Raw genomic sequence first — 14,497 nt, forward strand, 5'->3', positions numbered from 1 at the left:
CGCACCCCGCCCGTCCCCGCACCGGGCCCGGGGGCGGGCCGTAGGTCAGAACCCGTGCGGCAGCCAGGGCGCCACCTCCGACCCGAACGCCGCCGAGGCCGCCGCCAGCGCCCCGGGCCGCAGCTCCCGTACCCGGCCCGCCGCCGCCAGCGCCGTCAGAGTGAACCCGCCCAGATACACCGACCCCAGCTCCCGTACGGACAGGGCCAGCCCGGCCGGGTCCGTGGTCCGCGTACAGGACGCGCCCGCGCCGTCGCCGGTCAGCCGCCAGCGCCCCTCGTTCCACGGGCAGAACGGGTCGGTGACCTCCAGCACCACATCCACCGGCGTCCGGTACGTCCGCGCCGCCAGCGCCGCGCCCACCTCCACCGGCCGCACGAACAGCGCATCGCGCAGCACGGGACGGCAGCGCCGCATGTCCCCGACCAGATGGAGCAGGGGCTCGTCCACCGGCCGGGTGCGCACCGACACCGACGAGGTCAGATCGATCCCGAACAGAAAGCGCCACAGCGCCGCGTACACCACCGGGTCCAGCGCCTCGATGTGCCGCACCCGCACCACACCCGCCGGCCCGGCGTCGTCCCAGACCGGCCGGATCGCATAACGGGCATAGCCCCGCACCTCGCCGTCCACCTCGGCCAGCACACACTGCAGCTCCCCGGCCCCGTCCCGGTCGGCCGGCAGGTCCAGCACCGCGATCCGCTCCCAGCCGGGCAGCCTTGCCGGCATCCCCGGCCGGCCCGGCACCAGCCGGGCGTAGACCCGCTCGCACTCCGGCAGCGCGGCCGCCGGGTCCGCCAGCCGCAGCCGAACCCCGTCCACCCCGGGCAGCTCGGGGGCGGGCAGCCGCACGGTGTCCACCGTCAGCTGCAGCTCCTGGGTCGCCGGGCCGTAGCCGAACCGTCCGTAGATCGCCGGCTCCGAGGCGGTCAGCACCGACAGCGGCTCCCCGCGCTCCCGGGCGTCCGTCAGGTGGTGCCGCATCATGGTCCGCAGCAGCCCGCGGCGGCGGTGCGTCGGCCGCACACTGACCATCGTGAGCCCGGCCGCCGGCACCCCGGCGGCGCCCGGGACGGTGAGCTGGAACGAGAGCGCCCCGGCCGTGGCGACACACTCGGCACCGTCCCAGACACCCGTCGAGCGGTCGATCTCGGTCGCCTCCCGCCGGAGGGCCCGGTGCTCAGGACCGGTGGGCACCTCGCCGAACGCCCGGTCCAGGGCGTCCGACCAGACGTCCCATTCGATGTCCCGCACCCTGCGTAATTCCGTCGCCATACCCCATCCCTAGCAGCACCCTCCATAGCGGCGCGACCGCATTTCCCACGGGGTTTTCCGGGAATTTCCCGGGCTGACGTGCGGCGAATCGACGCACCGCCGAACGGGTGGATAAGGTCCGAGAGCGATGACCAGCGGCCAGGGAACGGAAACCCTGTCGGCCCGGATGCACAAAGGACTGCACCGGGCCCGCATCGGCGTGCGCAAGGCCGGTGTCGACTACTTCCGCGGCGAGGGCTCCGACCGGTTCGCGCTGGCCGCGCTGCTCCTGGCCATACCCGCCATCGCCGCGGGCACACTCTGGTGGCCGGAATGGATCGCCCCGACGGCGCTGGTCCTCCCGGTCATCGCCGGCGGACTGCTGCTGCGGCCGGCCAACCTCCTCGTCCTGTACGGCGCTTCGGCGACCGCGCTGGTGGTGGAGTCCGCGCTGTTCGGCCCGTACGACGAAGGGCCGGAACGGATCACCCCGGGCACGGTCCTGGTCGTCGCCGCGGTCGGGCTCTTCGGGCTGCTGATCGCGCAGTTCCGCAGCCGGGTCGGAGTGCCCTGGCGACGCGGCGGCACCATGCTCTTCGACCTGCGCGAACGCATCCGCGTACAGAGTGAACTGCCCAGGCTGCCGCAGGGCTGGCACCACGAGATGGCGCTGCGCCCGGCCGGCGGACAGTCCTTCTCCGGCGACTTCGTGGTGGCCTCCCGCACCCACGGCGGCACCATCCTCGAAGTGGTGCTGACCGACGTCTCCGGCAAGGGCATGGACGCGGCCTCCCGCGCGCTGCTGCTGTCCGGCGCCTTCGGCGGCCTCCTCGGCTCGCTGCCGCCGCACGGCTTCCTGCCCGCCGCCAACGGCTATCTGCTGCGCCAGGACTGGGACGAGGGGTTCGCGACCTCCATCCACCTCGTCCTCGACCTGGAGTCCGGCGACTACGAACTCCTCTCCGCCGGCCACCTTCCGGCACTCCAGCTCAGCGCCGGGACCGGCCGCTGGGAGGAGAAGTCGGGGGACGGGCCGCTGCTGGGCGTCTACGACGGCGCGCAGTTCCACCCGGTCAAGGGCACGCTGCGCACCGGCGACGTCCTGATGCTGTTCACCGACGGCCTGGTCGAGGCCGCCGACCGCGATATCGCCGAGGGCATCGACCGGCTGACCGGCGAGGCCGACCGCTATGTCACCGGTGGCTTCGCCGGCGCCGCCTGGCATCTGATCGAGGCGGTCGCCAAGGACGTCAACGACGACCGGGCGCTGCTGCTGATCTGCCGGGACGCCTGACCGGGACGGGCCCGGCGGGCCGGGCGCTCAGGCGCTGACGCGCGCCCGTGCCGTGTCGGCCGGGTCCTTGCGGAACGCCCAGGCCATCGTCGGCTCCATGGCGAAGCGGAACACCTTGCGGACCGGCGGGGTGCACAGGGCCGTCACGATCCCGCCCGCGATCAGCGTGACCGCGATCTCGCCGAGCGGGGTGTGCAGCCAGGCGTAGTCGTCGAACCAGCCCCAGAACCGTGAGCCCTTGGCCAGGAAGCCGTGCAGCAGGTAGCCGTAGAGGGTCCCCGCGCCCAGCGCCGTGAACCACGTCTGCCGCGTCGGCACCCAGGCGAAGAAGCAGGCCACCAGCACCAGCGAGCAGCCGAAGAGCGCCGGGGTCATCACCGCGCCGATCCACCAGGTGGTGCCCAACTCCTGGGCGCTGTCCCGGTGGTAGAACCACGCCGAGGACATCCGGGGCGCCGCCCAATAGGCCATCACCAGCGCCGCGGCGAAGATCGGCAGCGAGGCGATCCGCACCGCCCGCCGCTGCACCAGCTGGAAGTGCTCCGGCTTCAGCAGCAGCCCCAGGACGAAGAACGGCAGGAACTGCAGCACCCGCTGGAGGTCCAGGTCGTCACCGATGTCCGGGGACACGGAGGCGAGGACGGCGATGGCCACCGCGAGCGGGATCGGCCAGCGCACGATCTTCCACAGCGGGGTCGTCAGCCGCCAGATGAACAGGGCCACCAGGAACCAGGTGAGGAACCACGGGTCGAGCAGGCTGATGGGGTGCCCGGGGTCGTCGTCCGCCCAGCGCTTGAAGAAGGCATAGGCCGTCTCGAAGAGGACATAGGGGACCGCGACCCCGGTGACCAGCCGCTGCAGCCGGTCCTTGCGCATGTCGAAGCTGCGCGAGAAGTAACCGGAAATGATGATGAAGGCCGGCATGTGGAAGGTGTAGACGGTCATGTAGAACGCCTCGGCCGTCCGGCTGCCGTCGGTCAGCGGTTCCCAGACGTGCCCCATCGCCACCAGCACGATGGCCAGGTACTTCGCGTTGTCGAAGAAGGGGTTACGGCTGCCGGACTTCGGCGCGGCCGCCGCCGTGCCCTCCGGCGCGCCGGACGGCGGAGCCGTGGGCCCGGTCCGGTCCGCGCCCGCCGCCTCCTGGGCAGGGGGCAGGGCGCTTCGGGGGGTCGAGGCAGCGGGAAACATTTGAGGCACGATAGCGGCGGTCGGCGGGCCCGTAAAACCGTGTGGCGGGCCTTCGTTATTTCGCCGGGTGCCGCTCGGGAGGGCACCCCGATAAAATCCGCAATCGTCGGGCCAGGACACCCTTCACGCCGCCCGTTTCATGCCCCTTCATCCCCCCAAATCGGGCGGTATCCCCCGCAAGTGACTCTGGGGGAATGTCCCATTCCTTAGTCTTATGTCCGAATGCTAATAAGCCTTCGAATCGCCCCGCAGGGCAGTGACGGATGCCACGAATTTCAAATTCCCACGAGCCTTATTAATGATCAGAGCGCCGCGGTGAATGATCGGCGGGAATTGCCGATGCGGCGTCAGGCGGGGAAATTCCCGGGCCGTCGGCCGGCCTCGCGCGACCGGTCGCCCGCCCTCCGCGCGACCCCTGCACGACCCCCTCGCGTCACTCCTTCGTGGCCCCTCGGCCGCCAGCGGCGGGAATCGGGCAAAGCGTTGGCCGATGATTCGTCACCGGCCTGCAGTGGGCATGGAGTTGGTGGCACGATGGGTGCCGGGGGGTGTGCGCGGCATGCTCCCGGGCCGGTGAGGCGTTCCGACCAAGGGTGTGATCAGTTGTGGCTCTTTCGCTGTCAGTTGTGCTGCTGTTGGGGATCATCCTGATCGTGCTGATCAGAGGGAAGTCGCTGAAGGGCGGCCCGGCGCTCGTCGCCATACTGTTCGGCTTCTTCCTCGCCTCCACGGGCGTGGCGCCGTCGATCAACAAATTCCTCAACTCGCTGGCGGACACCATCAACCACATCACCTTCTAGGTCGTCCGCCGGCCCTCGTGCCGCCCGAGGTAACGCCCTACGAGGCCTCGTCCCCGGTCCGCGACACCGCCTCGCGCACGGCGTCCTCGCTGCGTCCCACCAGCGCCGATCCGTCGTCCGCCGTGATGATCGGCCGCTGGATCAGCCGGGGGTGTGCCGCCAGCGCCGCGATCCACCGCTCCCGCGCGGCGTCGGTGCGCTCCCAGTCCTTCAGGCCCAGTTCCCCGGCCTCGGCCTCCTGGGTCCGGGTGATGTCCCAGGGCTCCAGGCCCAGCCGCGTCAGCACCTCCCGCAGGTCCCCGGCCGTCGGCGGGTCGTCGAGGTACCGGCGCACCGTGTAGTGGGCGCCCTCCTCGTCGAGGATCTCCACGGCGGAACGGCACTTGGAACACGCGGGATTGAGCCAGATCTCCATGCCGGCCACCTTATTGACCCGCGTCCGCGCGGCGAAGAGGCGGGCCCGCGACGCCCCGTCCCGGACAGCGGAAAGCCCCGGACCGCCGGTCCGGGGCTTCCTCGTGAGAGCGGGCGACGGGAATCGAACCCGCGTAGCCAGTTTGGAAGACTGGGGCTCTACCATTGAGCTACGCCCGCAAGCGCCACAGGTCGCACGGACCTCGGCACGCAGTGCATCCTAGCGGGTCGCGGCGGTGTGCCGCACATCCCTTTCCGAGGACGGCGCGCGGCGCCTCTCACGCCCCCGTGTCCCGCCACCGGGCGCCCCGGATAACTGGCAGCCGGAGCGTCGGCGGCCATGTACCCTACGTGTCGCACCGACGGGGTGTGGCGCAGCTTGGTAGCGCGTCCGCTTTGGGAGCGGAAGGTCGTCGGTTCGAATCCGGCCACCCCGACCAGCAGAGAGGCCGGCCCGGCGACAGCGGCCGGGTCCGGCCCACCGAGGCGCTGCCGCTTGAGCGGCTCCCGATCAAGATCGCGTTGTGGGCGTCAACCTCCTTGCGGTTACTATGCAAGCTGCGTGCCCGTGTGTCTGTGTACCGGGCGTGATCGGCCGGTAGCCGGAAAGCCGGATACGGGCGGATCTCAAGCAGAACCCCAGAAGTCAGCCCCAAGGAGACCGAACCGTGAAGAGCGCCGTGGAGACCCTGAACCCGACTCGGGTTCGGCTCACTGTCGAGGTGCCCTTCGAGGAGCTCAAGCCCAGCCTCGACGCGGCGTACAAGAAGATCAACCAGCAGGTCACGGTGAAGGGCTTCCGTAAGGGCAAGATCCCTGCCCGGGTCATCGACCAGCGGTTCGGCCGTGGCGCCGTGCTGGAGGAGGCCGTCAACGACGCGCTCCCGAAGTTCTACACCGAGGCGGTCAACGAGGGTGAGCTCAACGTCCTCGGCCAGCCCGAGGTCGACATCACCGAGCTGAAGGACGGCGAGCTGCTGGCCTTCACCGCCGAGGTCGACATCCGTCCCGCCCTCGAGATCCCGGACTACTCCGGCATCGAGGTCGAGGTCGACGCCGTCGAGGTGTCGGACGAGGACATCGACAAGTCCGTCGAGCAGCTGCGTGAGCGTTTCGCCACGACCGCCCCGGTCGAGCGCGCCGCCCAGGACGGCGACGTCCTGACGCTGAACCTCGAGGCCAAGGTCGACGGCGAGGTCCTGGAGGACGGTGTCGCCGAGGGCGTCACCTACACCGTCGGCTCCGGTGAGCTGCTCGACGGCATCGACGAGGCCGTCAAGGGCGTCGAGGCCGGCAACTCCGCCACCTTCACCTCCGAGCTCAAGGGCGGTTCCGCCGAGGGCAAGGAGGCCGAGGTCAAGGTCGAGGTCACCGAGGTCAAGTCCCGCGAACTGCCCGAGCTGGACGACGACTTCGCGCAGCTGGCGAGCGAGTTCGACACCTTCGAGGAGCTGCGCGCCGACAGCCGCAAGCGCCTCGAGCAGATGAAGAAGTACGACCAGGCCACCCAGGCGCAGGAGAAGGTCCTGGACGAGCTGCTCCAGCTCGTCGAGGTGCCGATCCCCGAGAAGCTGCTCGCGGACGAGGTCGAGACCCGCAAGCACAACCTGGTCAACCACCAGCTCGGTCAGATGGGCCTCGACCTCGCGAAGTACCTGGAGATCCAGGGCAAGAGCGAGGAGGAGTTCGACGCCGAGACCAAGGAGCAGGCCGAGAAGGGCATCAAGACCCAGTTCATCCTGGACGAGCTGGTCAACAAGGAGAAGCTGAACGTCAGCCAGGAGGAGCTCACCGAGCACCTCATGCGCCGCGCACAGTCCTCCGGCATGTCCCCCGACCAGTTCGCCCAGGCCGTCGTCGAGGGTGGCCAGGTGCCGATGCTCGTCGGTGAGGTCGCCCGCGGCAAGGCCCTCGCGGTCGTCGTCGAGGCCGCCACGGTCAAGGACAGCAACGGCGAGGTCATCGACCTCGACGACGAGGACGAGACCGCCGAGACCGTCGAGGCCGAGGGCACCGAGGACGAGGCCGCCGACGAGAAGCCCGAGGCCTGAGCCACGGCCGCCTCGCGCCTTCCCGGAGAGCGCTGATGACGGGCCCGGACACGCACGCCCGCGTGTCCGGGCCCGTCTTCGTACCACCCGGTGAGCCTGCGCTCACAGCGAACAGTTATCGATGCGGGATGGCGTTGTCCGACCTGCGCGTTAGGGTCCGTAGATACGAGGGCAGGGGAGTCCCTGAAACCGCGCCGGGGCGACACACGGCGCCGATCCCCGCGCCCCAGAAGACGACGCTGAGACGGCCCCAGGCCGTCCGACAACGAGCAGGTGGACACGTGACGATCCCGATGCCTTCCGCCGCCGCTGAGCCGACCTTCGGTGGCCTCGGCGACCAGGTCTACAACCGGCTGCTCGGCGAGCGGATCATCTTCCTCGGCCAGCCGGTCGACGACGACATCGCCAACAAGATCACGGCGCAGCTGCTGCTCCTCGCCGCTGACCCGGACAAGGACATCTACCTCTACATCAACTCCCCGGGCGGCTCGATCTCGGCCGGCCTCGCGATCTACGACACCATGCAGTACATCAAGAACGACGTGGTGACGATCGCGATGGGCCTCGCCGCCTCCATGGGGCAGTTCCTGCTGAGTGCCGGCACCCCGGGCAAGCGCTTCGCGCTGCCGAACGCCGAGATCCTCATCCACCAGCCCTCCGCGGGTCTGGCCGGCTCCGCGTCCGACATCAAGATCCACGCCGAGCGGCTGCTGCACACCAAGAAGCGGATGGCGGAGCTGACCGCCTTCCACACCGGCCAGACCGTCGAGCGGATCACCCAGGACTCCGACCGCGACCGCTGGTTCTCCGCCGATGAGGCCAAGGAGTACGGCCTGATCGACGACGTCATGACTTCTGCCGCCGGCGTTCCGGGCGGGGGCGGCACGGGCGCCTGAGCCCCGTACCACTCGCCCTACAGCCCCCAGCCCACTTGATCGCCACCAGGACGGTGAACACCACGATGAACAACTACCCCGGCAGCGGCCTCTCCCAGGGCGCGGAGTCCGAGTTTTCCGGCCCGCGCGCCGAGTCCCGCTACATCGTCCCGCGCTTCGTCGAGCGCACCTCGCAGGGCGTGCGCGAGTACGACCCGTACGCGAAGCTGTTCGAGGAGCGCGTGATCTTCCTCGGCGTGCAGATCGACGACGCCTCGGCCAACGACGTGATGGCGCAGCTGCTGTGCCTGGAGTCGATGGACCCGGACCGGGACATCTCGATCTACATCAACTCCCCGGGCGGTTCCTTCACGGCGCTCACCGCCATCTACGACACGATGCAGTTCGTGAAGCCGGACATCCAGACGGTCTGCATGGGCCAGGCGGCCTCCGCCGCGGCCGTGCTGCTCGCCGCCGGCACCCCCGGCAAGCGGATGGCGCTGCCGAACGCCCGTGTGCTGATCCACCAGCCGTACAGCGAGACCGGCCGCGGCCAGGTCTCCGACCTGGAGATCGCCGCCAACGAGATCCTGCGGATGCGTTCGCAGCTGGAGGAGCTGCTGGCCAAGCACTCCACCACCCCGATCGAGAAGATCCGGGACGACATCGAGCGTGACAAGATCCTGACCGCCGAGGAGTCCCTGGCGTACGGTCTGGTCGACCAGATCGTCTCGACGCGGAAGTCGTCCGTGTCGATCGGTTAGCGATCTCCGCTGAATGAGCCGGAGCGCTGCCCCCTTGGACCGGGCCGGGATCGAGTGAACCGAGTCCGTCCAAGGGGGGCCCGAACGGGGGGCCCGGCAAGGTACCGTCGATAGGCAAGCACCCGGGTCCGTGGAGCAATACGGATCCCAGGCGAAGGGGAAGCACCTCGTGGCACGCATCGGTGACGGCGGCGACCTGCTCAAGTGCTCGTTCTGTGGGAAGAGCCAGAAGCAGGTGAAGAAGCTCATCGCGGGACCTGGTGTGTACATCTGCGACGAGTGCATCGACCTCTGCAACGAAATCATCGAGGAGGAGCTCGCCGAGACCTCCGAGGTGCGGTGGGAGGAACTCCCCAAGCCGCGGGAGATCTACGAGTTCCTGAACGGCTATGTCGTCGGGCAGGAGCCCGCCAAGAAGGCCCTGTCGGTCGCCGTCTACAACCACTACAAGCGGGTGCAGGCGGGCGAGAACGGCCCCGGCCGCGGCGAGGAGGGCATCGAGCTCGCCAAGTCCAACATCCTGCTGCTGGGCCCCACCGGCTCCGGCAAGACGCTGCTGGCGCAGACCCTGGCCCGGATGCTCAACGTCCCCTTCGCGTTCGCCGACGCGACGGCGCTGACGGAGGCCGGCTATGTCGGTGAGGACGTCGAGAACATCCTCCTCAAGCTGATCCAGGCCGCGGACTTCGACATCAAGAAGGCCGAGACCGGCATCATCTACATCGACGAGATCGACAAGGTCGCCCGCAAGAGCGAGAACCCGTCGATCACCCGCGATGTCTCCGGCGAGGGCGTCCAGCAGGCGCTGCTGAAGATCCTGGAGGGCACCACCGCCTCCGTTCCGCCGCAGGGCGGCCGGAAGCACCCGCACCAGGAATTCATCCAGATCGACACCACGAACGTCCTCTTCATCGTCGGCGGTGCCTTCGCCGGCCTGGAGAAGATCATCGAGGCCCGGTCCGGCGCCAAGGGCATCGGCTTCGGTGCCACGATCCGCTCCAAGCGGGAGATCGAGTCCAAGGACCAGCTCCAGGACGTCATGCCGGAGGACATGGTGAAGTTCGGGATGATCCCGGAGTTCATCGGCCGGCTCCCCGTCCTCACCTCGGTCCACAACCTCGACCGTGAGGCCCTGCTGCAGATCCTGGTCGAGCCGCGCAACGCGCTCGTCAAGCAGTACAAGCGCCTCTTCGAACTCGACGGTGTCGAGCTGGACTTCGACCGCCCGGCCCTGGAGGCCATCGCCGACCAGGCCATCCTCCGCGGTACCGGCGCCCGTGGTCTGCGCGCCATCATGGAGGAGGTCCTCCAGGCGGTGATGTACGAGATCCCGTCCCGCAAGGACGTGGCCCGCGTCGTCATCACCGAGGACGTCGTCCACTCGAACGTGAACCCGACCCTGGTCCCGCGGGGCCGCGGCGAGTCGGGGGAGCCGCAGGAGAAGAGCGCCTGAGCCGCGGCACGTAGCGGCCCACCGAAACCGAACCGCCCGGCAGCGGGAACGCTGCCGGGCGGTGGTGTGCTCCGAGGCGGGTCAGGACTGCGCGCGGTTGCAGGCTTCCTCGGCGTGCGACGCCTTGACGCCGAGACGCTGCAGAGGCTGCATGCACGGAAGGGGCGGGATCGCGCCCCCGATGCTGGTCGCCCAGTCCTCGCAGATGGTGAGCACCTTCTTTCCCACCACGTAGCCCTTGCTGCTCAAGTAGGCCGTGCAGTCCGCTGTACTGGCCTGGGCCGGAGCGGTGGCGACGAGCGGAAGCATGGCTCCCGCCAGCAGCACCCCGGTCGCCGCCGCTGTGCGGCGCATGGACTTGCGCATGGCAGTTCCCCCTGAAGTGAAAAAAATCTTGGTCGGTCGCCGGTCAAGTTACCAGTGCGGCAAGCGGAAGGCGCTCGACGAGCGTTCCTCGTCGAGCGCCTCGGTGCCTCGTGGGGCCGTGCCGGCCGGGGTTACTTCTCCTTGCGGACCTCGGTGCGGATCTTGGCGGTCTTCTCGGACAGCTCCTCGGCGCCGGGCGTCGACGCGGTGGCGGGTCCGGAGGCGGAGGGGGCGGCCATCATCTGGACGGCGCCGATGGCGCTGCTGTCGCCCCAGATGCAGGTGGATGCGGTGATCGGCACGGAGACACCGCCCTGGGTGACCGTGATCTTCTGCGTCCGGCACTTCATCACCGCGCCGTCGAAGTCCTCGGGGGAGTACGAGGTCGTCGGCGTGACGTCCTCGATCTTGGCGTTCCGGGTCGCCGCGGACTTCTTCTGGTTCTCGTCCATCTTGGCGAACATCTGGCCCACCGTGCCCTCGGGGTCGGCCACCTCGCCGTACACGCCGATGACCTGTGCCGTCAGACCGCCGTCGGCCTTGTAGGCCCCCTGGACACCCTTGCTGTTGGTGATGCCCATCGCCTTGGCCTCTTTGTCGTTCGTGAGGTCCTCGGTGCCCGAGCCGCCGCCGGTGCTCGCCTTCTGGAACTGCCCGCTCAGCAGGCTGTTCGGCAGCGAGATCGTGTAGGGCTTCACATCCCCGCCCGAGCCGAACACGAAGTACGCGCCCACGCCGATCGCCGCGACGACCGCGACCGCGCCGACGATCAGGCCGACCTTCTTGCCGTTGCCGCCGCTCTCCTCCGGGCCCTGCGGGATCGTGCCGTAGGGCGTCTGCTGGCCGCCGTACGGGGCCTGCTGGCCGTAGGGCTGGCCGGCCTGCTGGGGGTAGCCGTATCCCTGCTGAGGGGGCGCCTGGCCGGCCTGCTGCGGGTAGCCGTAGCCCTGCTGCGGAGGCACCGGACCGCCCTGCTGCGGGTAGCCGTAACCGGGCTGCGGGGCCGGTGGCTGCTGCGGCTGGCCGTACGGGCCCGGCTGCGGGGGCTGCTGGCCGTACGGGCCGGGAGGCGGCTGGTTGAAGCTCATGGAGCGGTTCCCCTCGTGACAACTGAATTCAGTTGAGTTCTGCGTGTGAAGTTCTGCGTGCTGCTTGTGCGCTGCCGACATCCTGTACGACGCCGCTGACATCCGTTGCTCCGGGGGCGAAACCGATTCGAAGCTGCTACATGCGCGCCCGTACACTGTCCGTCGTGACCGAGAACACTCAGCAGAGCAACCACAGCGCCCCCGAACTGCCGACTCAGTACACGCCGGCCGACGTAGAGGGGCCGCTGTACGAGCGCTGGGTAGAGCGGGGCTACTTCGAGGCGGACGAGAAGAGCGAGAAGCCGCCGTACACCATCGTCATCCCGCCCCCGAACGTCACCGGCTCCCTGCACCTGGGGCACGCCTTCGAGCACACCCTCATCGACGCGCTCACCCGCCGTAAGCGCATGCAGGGCTACGAGACCCTCTGGCAGCCGGGCATGGACCACGCCGGTATCGCCACCCAGAACGTCGTCGAGCGCGAGCTGGCCAAGGAGGGCGTCTCCCGGCAGGACCTGGGCCGTGAGGAGTTCGTCGAGCGGGTCTGGCAGTGGAAGGGTGAGTCCGGCGGACAGATCTCGGGCCAGATGCGCCGCCTGGGCGACGGTGTCGCCTGGTCGCGCGAGCGGTTCACGATGGACGAGGGCCTGTCCAAGGCCGTCCAGACGATCTTCAAGCGGCTCCACGACGACGAGCTGATCTACCGCGCCGAGCGCATCATCAACTGGTGCCCGCGCTGCCTGACCGCCATCTCGGACATCGAGGTGGAGTACCAGGACGACGACGGCGAGCTGGTCTCCATCCGGTACGGCGAGGGCGAGGCCTCGATCGTCGTCGCCACGACCCGGGCCGAGACGATGCTCGGTGACACCGCGGTCGCCGTCCACCCGGAGGACGAGCGCTACGCCCACCTCATCGGCACCGAGATCGAACTCCCGCTGACCGGCCGCCGTATCCCGGTCGTCGCCGACGAGCACGTCGACCCGGAGTTCGGCACCGGCGCGGTCAAGGTCACCCCGGCCCACGACCCGAACGACTTCGAGATCGGCCGCCGGCACGAGCTGCCCAACCTCGCCGTGCTCGACGAGCGCGGTGTCATCACGGCGCACGGCCCCTTCCAGGGCCTGGACCGTTTCGAGGCCCGTTCCGCGATCGTCGGCGCACTGCGCGCCGAGGGCCGGATCGTCGCCGAGAAGCGCCCGTACACCCACTCCGTCGGGCACTGCTCGCGCTGCAAGACCACCATCGAGCCGCGACTGTCGATGCAGTGGTGGGTCAAGGTCGGCCCGCTGGCCCAGGCCGCTGGCGACGCGGTCCGCGACGGCAAGGTCAAGATCCACCCCAAGGAGATGGAGTCCCGCTACTTCGGCTGGGTCGACAACCTCCACGACTGGTGCATCTCGCGGCAGTTGTGGTGGGGCCACCGCATCCCGGTCTGGTACGGCCCGGACGGCGAGGTCGTCTGCGTCGGACCGGACGAGGAGCCGCCGAGCGGCGAGGGCTGGCACCAGGACACCGACGTCCTGGACACCTGGTTCTCCTCCGGCCTGTGGCCGTTCTCCACGCTCGGCTGGCCCGAGCAGACCCCGAGCGTCGAGAAGTTCTATCCGAACTCCGTCCTGGTCACCGGCTACGACATCCTCTTCTTCTGGGTCGCCCGGATGATGATGTTCGGGCTGTACGCGATGGACGGCACCCCGCCGTTCCACACCATCGCGCTGCACGGCATGGTCCGCGACCAGCTCGGCAAGAAGATGTCCAAGTCCTTCGGGAACGCGGTCAACCCGCTGGACTGGATGGACGAGTACGGTTCGGACGCCGTCCGGTTCACGCTCGCCCGCGGCGCCAACCCCGGTGTCGACGTCCCGATCGGCGAGGCCTGGGTCCAGGGCTCCCGCAACTTCGCCAACAAGATCTGGAACGCCACCCGGTTCGCGCTGATGAACGGTGCGACGGTGGAGGGCGAACTCCCGCCCGCCGAGCAGCTGTCGGCGACCGACCGGTGGATTCTGTCCCGGCTGAACTCCGTCGTCGCCGAGGTCGACGCGTACTACGACGACTACCAGTTCGCGAAGCTGTCGGACGCCCTCTTCCACTTCGCCTGGGACGAGGTCTTCGACTGGTACGTCGAGCTGTCCAAGACCACCTTCATGGCGGGCGGCCCGGCCGCCGACGCCTCGCGCCGGGTGCTGGGCGAGGTCCTGGACGTCACCCTGCGGCTGCTGCACCCGATCGTCCCGTTCGTCACCGAGACCCTGTGGACGGCGCTGACCGGCCGTGAGTCGGTCGTCATCGCCGAGTGGCCGGCCGCCGTGGCCGTTCCCGGGGCGGACGCCCCGGGCGGCTTCCGGGACGCGGCGGCGGAGCGGGAGATCGAGACCGTGCAGCAGGTCGTGACCGAGGTCCGCCGGTTCCGCTCCGACCAGGGGCTCCAGCCGGGCCAGAAGGTCCCCGCCCGGCTGGACCTGTCCGGCACGGAGCTGGCCGCGCACGAGGCCGCGATGCGCTCGCTGCTGCGGCTCCAGCCGGCCGGTGACGGCTTCAGCGCCACCGCCTCGCTGCCGGTCGCGGGCGCCACGGTCGCCCTGGACCTGTCCGGCACCATCGACGTCGAGGCGGAGCGCAAGCGCCTGACGAAGGACCTGGGCGCGGCCGAGAAGGAGAAGGCGCAGGCCACCGGCAAGCTCGGCAACGAGGCGTTCCTGGCCAAGGCGCCGGAGAAGGTCGTGGACAAGATCCGCGGCCGGCTGGAGACCGCGGAGGCGGACATCGTCCGGATCACCGCGCAGCTCGCGGCGCTGCCGAAGGCGTAACGGCGGCGGACTCCGCAGGCCCCTCGTCCGTACGGGCGGGGGGCCTGCGCCGTTCCCGGGCGGGGGCGGCCGGGCCGCGGAGGGGCTCCGCCCCGTGCTCCGGCCGTTCTCATCGGGCTCTCATCTGGCCGAGG

12 protein-coding genes and 2 tRNA genes are annotated in these 14,497 nt (G+C 69.7%); 8 read left to right on the top strand and 6 right to left on the bottom strand.

The annotated features are described in order from the left end of the window. Nucleotides 1-45 precede the first annotated feature (45 nt). A complete protein-coding gene (locus tag ACWC9R_RS18300) occupies nucleotides 46-1,275 on the bottom strand; it encodes a GNAT family N-acetyltransferase (RefSeq protein ID WP_450732704.1) in 1,230 nt (409 codons plus the stop codon). A gap of 127 nt (nucleotides 1,276-1,402) precedes the next feature. Here ACWC9R_RS18300 and ACWC9R_RS18305 point away from each other — a divergent pair, with 127 nt between their 5' ends. Next, nucleotides 1,403-2,548, top strand: a complete 1,146-nt coding sequence (locus ACWC9R_RS18305; RefSeq protein ID WP_450732706.1) for a PP2C family protein-serine/threonine phosphatase — start codon at nucleotides 1,403-1,405, stop codon at nucleotides 2,546-2,548. 27 nt (nucleotides 2,549-2,575) lie between these two features. Here ACWC9R_RS18305 and ACWC9R_RS18310 read toward each other — a convergent pair whose 3' ends face one another. Continuing rightward, the gene (locus tag ACWC9R_RS18310; protein ID WP_450732708.1) at nucleotides 2,576-3,739 is read right to left on the bottom strand and encodes an acyltransferase family protein; all 1,164 of its coding nucleotides are present in this window, start codon (nucleotides 3,737-3,739) and stop codon (nucleotides 2,576-2,578) included. Nucleotides 3,740-4,344: 605 nt separating this feature from the next. Between ACWC9R_RS18310 and ACWC9R_RS18315 the strand changes: the two genes are divergently transcribed. After that, the gene (locus ACWC9R_RS18315; protein ID WP_159745942.1) at nucleotides 4,345-4,539 is read left to right on the top strand and encodes a hypothetical protein; all 195 of its coding nucleotides are present in this window, start codon (nucleotides 4,345-4,347) and stop codon (nucleotides 4,537-4,539) included. A 37-nt stretch (nucleotides 4,540-4,576) separates the two neighbouring features. On the opposite strand, the gene ACWC9R_RS18320 is transcribed toward ACWC9R_RS18315, so the two are convergent. After that, nucleotides 4,577-4,954 (bottom strand): arsenate reductase family protein, encoded by a 378-nt coding sequence (locus tag ACWC9R_RS18320; protein WP_450732710.1) that lies wholly within the window; start codon nucleotides 4,952-4,954, stop codon nucleotides 4,577-4,579. Between the two features lie 108 nt (nucleotides 4,955-5,062). Further along, a tRNA-Gly gene (locus tag ACWC9R_RS18325) sits at nucleotides 5,063-5,133 on the bottom strand. A gap of 183 nt (nucleotides 5,134-5,316) precedes the next feature. Here ACWC9R_RS18325 and ACWC9R_RS18330 point away from each other — a divergent pair. The 5 genes from ACWC9R_RS18330 to clpX all read left to right on the top strand — a co-directional run bounded on the left by ACWC9R_RS18330 (nucleotide 5,317) and on the right by clpX (nucleotide 10,096). Next, a tRNA-Pro gene (locus tag ACWC9R_RS18330) sits at nucleotides 5,317-5,393 on the top strand. A 228-nt stretch (nucleotides 5,394-5,621) separates the two neighbouring features. Continuing rightward, entirely contained in the window at nucleotides 5,622-7,004 is a 1,383-nt protein-coding gene (tig, locus tag ACWC9R_RS18335; protein ID WP_450732712.1) for a trigger factor, read from the top strand. A gap of 293 nt (nucleotides 7,005-7,297) precedes the next feature. Continuing rightward, entirely contained in the window at nucleotides 7,298-7,900 is a 603-nt protein-coding gene (locus ACWC9R_RS18340; protein WP_362606955.1) for an ATP-dependent Clp protease proteolytic subunit, read from the top strand. 65 nt (nucleotides 7,901-7,965) lie between these two features. After that, complete coding sequence (locus ACWC9R_RS18345; RefSeq protein WP_328391389.1) at nucleotides 7,966-8,643, top strand: ATP-dependent Clp protease proteolytic subunit; 678 nt, start codon at nucleotides 7,966-7,968, stop codon at nucleotides 8,641-8,643. Nucleotides 8,644-8,812: 169 nt separating this feature from the next. Next, on the top strand, nucleotides 8,813-10,096 hold the full coding sequence (clpX, locus tag ACWC9R_RS18350) for an ATP-dependent Clp protease ATP-binding subunit ClpX (RefSeq protein ID WP_450732714.1): 1,284 nt from the start codon (nucleotides 8,813-8,815) through the stop codon (nucleotides 10,094-10,096). Between the two features lie 81 nt (nucleotides 10,097-10,177). Here the strand turns inward: clpX and ACWC9R_RS18355 are convergent, their stop codons facing one another. Together ACWC9R_RS18355 and ACWC9R_RS18360 are read right to left on the bottom strand one after the other, a co-directional pair. Beyond that, the gene (locus ACWC9R_RS18355) at nucleotides 10,178-10,462 is read right to left on the bottom strand and encodes a hypothetical protein (RefSeq protein ID WP_450732715.1); all 285 of its coding nucleotides are present in this window, start codon (nucleotides 10,460-10,462) and stop codon (nucleotides 10,178-10,180) included. Nucleotides 10,463-10,593: 131 nt separating this feature from the next. Next, a complete protein-coding gene (locus tag ACWC9R_RS18360) occupies nucleotides 10,594-11,550 on the bottom strand; it encodes a hypothetical protein (RefSeq protein ID WP_450732717.1) in 957 nt (318 codons plus the stop codon). A gap of 164 nt (nucleotides 11,551-11,714) precedes the next feature. Between ACWC9R_RS18360 and ACWC9R_RS18365 the strand changes: the two genes are divergently transcribed. Then, nucleotides 11,715-14,363 (top strand): valine--tRNA ligase, encoded by a 2,649-nt coding sequence (locus ACWC9R_RS18365; protein ID WP_450732718.1) that lies wholly within the window; start codon nucleotides 11,715-11,717, stop codon nucleotides 14,361-14,363. Nucleotides 14,364-14,497: the final 134 nt, after the last annotated feature.

The organism is Streptomyces sp. NPDC001219, from assembly GCF_053597915.1.

Coding starts and splice junctions, on each gene's coding strand:
- ACWC9R_RS18345 (WP_328391389.1), top strand. CDS start 7,966: ATGAACAACTACCCCGGCAGCGGCCTCTCCCAGGGCGCGGAGTCCGAG.
- ACWC9R_RS18340 (WP_362606955.1), top strand. CDS start 7,298: ATGCCTTCCGCCGCCGCTGAGCCGACCTTCGGTGGCCTCGGCGACCAG.
- ACWC9R_RS18305 (WP_450732706.1), top strand. CDS start 1,403: ATGACCAGCGGCCAGGGAACGGAAACCCTGTCGGCCCGGATGCACAAA.
- ACWC9R_RS18300 (WP_450732704.1), bottom strand. CDS start 1,275: ATGGCGACGGAATTACGCAGGGTGCGGGACATCGAATGGGACGTCTGG.
- ACWC9R_RS18310 (WP_450732708.1), bottom strand. CDS start 3,739: ATGTTTCCCGCTGCCTCGACCCCCCGAAGCGCCCTGCCCCCTGCCCAG.
- ACWC9R_RS18360 (WP_450732717.1), bottom strand. CDS start 11,550: ATGAGCTTCAACCAGCCGCCTCCCGGCCCGTACGGCCAGCAGCCCCCG.
- ACWC9R_RS18320 (WP_450732710.1), bottom strand. CDS start 4,954: ATGGAGATCTGGCTCAATCCCGCGTGTTCCAAGTGCCGTTCCGCCGTG.
- ACWC9R_RS18355 (WP_450732715.1), bottom strand. CDS start 10,462: ATGCGCAAGTCCATGCGCCGCACAGCGGCGGCGACCGGGGTGCTGCTG.